Origin of the sequence: Pseudomonas sp. NPDC088885, assembly GCF_044750025.1 — a bacterium.
GTDB lineage: Bacteria > Pseudomonadota > Gammaproteobacteria > Pseudomonadales > Pseudomonadaceae > Aquipseudomonas > Aquipseudomonas rustica.
This window is the reverse complement of record NZ_JBIVJB010000199.1, coordinates 1-3131: the sequence shown is the minus strand read 5'-3', so window position 1 is coordinate 3131 and position 3131 is coordinate 1. Positions and strand designations below refer to the sequence as shown.

General features: G+C 61.7%; 1 protein-coding gene. It reads left to right on the top strand.

Translation table 11 applies throughout. From position 1 onward, the window contains the following. Positions 1-3131: phosphoribosylformylglycinamidine synthase (gene purL / locus ACIP1X_RS28390; RefSeq protein ID WP_400755915.1), on the top strand; the 3131-nt coding region annotated here is incomplete at both ends.

Below are 3131 nucleotides of genomic sequence, written 5' to 3'. Positions count from 1 at the left end.
ACTCCGTGAGCAACTGAGCCAGGAGGTTCCAGCTGTCAGTGGCCTGTATGCTGAATTCGCTCACTTCGCCGAAGTCACCGGCGTCCTGACCGGCGACGAACAGCAGGTGCTAGCGCGCCTTCTGAAGTACGGCCCAAGCGTTCCGGTACAAGAGCCGACCGGTCGTCTGTTTCTGGTGTTGCCGCGTTTCGGCACCATCTCGCCATGGTCGAGCAAGGCCAGCGACATTGCCCGCAATTGCGGCCTGAGCAAGATCCAGCGTCTGGAGCGCGGTATCGCCTTCTACGTTGCCGGTCAGTTCAGCGACGCCGAAGCCCAGCAGATTGCCGACGTGTTGCATGACCGCATGACGCAAATCGTGCTGGCCAACCTCGAACAGGCCGCCGGTCTGTTCAGCCACGCCGAACCGAAGCCGCTGACCGCGATCGACATCCTCGGTGGCGGTCGTGCCGCGCTGGAAAAGGCCAACACCGAGCTGGGCCTGGCCCTGGCTGAAGACGAAATCGACTATCTGGTCGACGCCTTCAACGGCTTGAAGCGCAACCCGCACGACATCGAATTGATGATGTTCGCTCAGGCCAACTCCGAACACTGCCGTCACAAGATCTTCAACGCCAGTTGGGATATCGATGGTGAGAACCAGGAAAAAAGCCTGTTCGGCATGATCAAGAACACCTACGTGATGCACAGCGAAGGCGTTCTGTCGGCTTATAAGGACAACGCCTCGGTGATCGTCGGCAACGTCGCCGGCCGTTTCTTCCCGAACCCTGAGACCCGCCAGTACGGCGCGGTGCAGGAGCCGGTGCACATCCTGATGAAGGTTGAAACCCACAACCACCCGACTGCGATTGCCCCGTTCCCGGGTGCATCGACCGGTTCCGGCGGCGAAATCCGTGACGAAGGTGCAACCGGCCGTGGCGCCAAGCCAAAGGCTGGCCTGACCGGTTTCACCGTATCGAACCTGCAAATCCCGGGCTTCGAACAGCCGTGGGAAGTGCCGTACGGCAAGCCTGAGCGCATCGTTACCGCCCTGGACATCATGATCGAAGGCCCGCTCGGCGGCGCCGCGTTCAACAACGAATTCGGTCGTCCGGCCCTGACTGGCTACTTTCGTACCTTCGAACAATCGATCACCACCCCGCACGGTGACGAAGTTCGTGGTTACCACAAGCCGATCATGCTCGCTGGTGGCATGGGCAACATCCGCGAAGAACACGTCAAGAAAGGCGAGATCGTCGTGGGCTCCAAGCTGATCGTGCTCGGCGGCCCGGCGATGTTGATCGGTCTGGGTGGCGGCGCGGCTTCCTCGATGGCCACCGGCACCAGCTCGGCGGATCTCGACTTCGCTTCCGTGCAGCGTGAAAACCCTGAAATGGAGCGTCGCTGCCAGGAAGTCATCGACCGTTGCTGGCAACTGGGTGACAAGAACCCGATCAGCTTCATCCACGACGTCGGCGCGGGCGGTCTGTCCAACGCCTTCCCGGAACTGGTCAACGATGGCGACCGCGGTGGCCGTTTCGAACTGCGCAACATTCCCAACGACGAGCCGGGCATGGCCCCGCACGAAATCTGGTCCAACGAATCCCAGGAACGTTACGTTCTGGCCGTCGGCCCTGAAGACTTCGCGCGCTTCCAGGCGATCTGCGAACGCGAGCGCTGCCCGTTTGCCGTAGTGGGTGAGGCGACTGCCGAGCCGCAACTGACCGTGACCGACAGCCACTTCGGCAATAACCCGGTGGACATGCCACTGGAAGTGTTGCTGGGCAAGGCCCCGCGCATGCACCGCTCGGTGGTTCGCGAAGCTGAAATGGGCGATGACTTCGATCCGTCGAACCTCGACATCAGCGAATCCATCGAACGCGTTCTGCATCACCCGGCCGTGGCGAGCAAGAGCTTCCTGATCACCATCGGCGACCGCACCATTACCGGCCTCGTGGCCCGTGACCAAATGGTCGGCCCATGGCAGGTTCCGGTGGCCGACGTTGCCGTCACCGCCACCAGTTTCGACGTTTACACCGGTGAAGCGATGGCAATGGGCGAGCGCACTCCGCTGGCTCTGCTGGACGCCCCGGCGTCGGGCCGCATGGCCATCGGCGAAACCCTGACCAACATTGCCGCGTCGCGCATCAACAAGCTCTCCGACATCAAACTGTCGGCGAACTGGATGTCCGCTGCCGGCCACCCGGGCGAAGACGCGCGTCTGTACGACACCGTGAAAGCGGTCGGTATGGAACTGTGCCCTGAGCTGGGTATCACCATTCCGGTGGGCAAGGACTCGATGTCCATGGCCACCCGTTGGAGCGATAACGGCGAAGAAAAAACCGTGACCTCGCCGATGTCGCTGATCGTGACCGGTTTCGCGCCAGTGGCTGACATCCGTCAGACCCTGACCCCGGAACTGCGCATGGACAAGGGCACCACCGACCTGATCCTGATCGACCTCGGTCGCGGTCAGAACCGTATGGGTGCTTCGATCCTTGCTCAGACACACGGCAAACTCGGCAAACACGCGCCGGACGTTGATGACGCCGAAGACCTGAAAGCCTTCTTCGCGGTGATCCAGGGCCTCAACGCCGACGGTCACCTGCTGGCGTACCACGACCGTTCCGACGGTGGTCTGCTGACCTCCGTGGTGGAAATGGCCTTCGCCGGTCATTGCGGTCTGAGCCTGAACCTCGACGGTCTGGCAGAAACCACCGCCGACATCGCCGCCATCCTGTTCAACGAAGAACTGGGTGCAGTGATTCAGGTTCGTCAGGACGCCACGCCAGACATCCTCGCGCAATTCAGCGCGGCCGGTCTGGGCGACTGCGTGTCGGTGATCGGTCAGCCGATCAACAATGGCCAGATCAACATCACCTTCAACGGTGACACCGTGTTCGAAGGCCAGCGTCGTCTGCTGCAACGTACCTGGGCTGAAACCAGCTACCAGATCCAGCGTCTGCGTGATAACGCCGACTGCGCCGAGCAAGAGTTCGACGTGCTGCTGGAAGAGGACAACCCGGGCCTGAGCGTCAAGCTCAGCTACGACGTCAACCAGGACATCGCCGCGCCTTACATCAAGAAAGGCAAACGCCCACAGGTTGCCGTGCTCCGTGAGCAGGGCGTCAACTGTCAGGAGGAAATCGCCG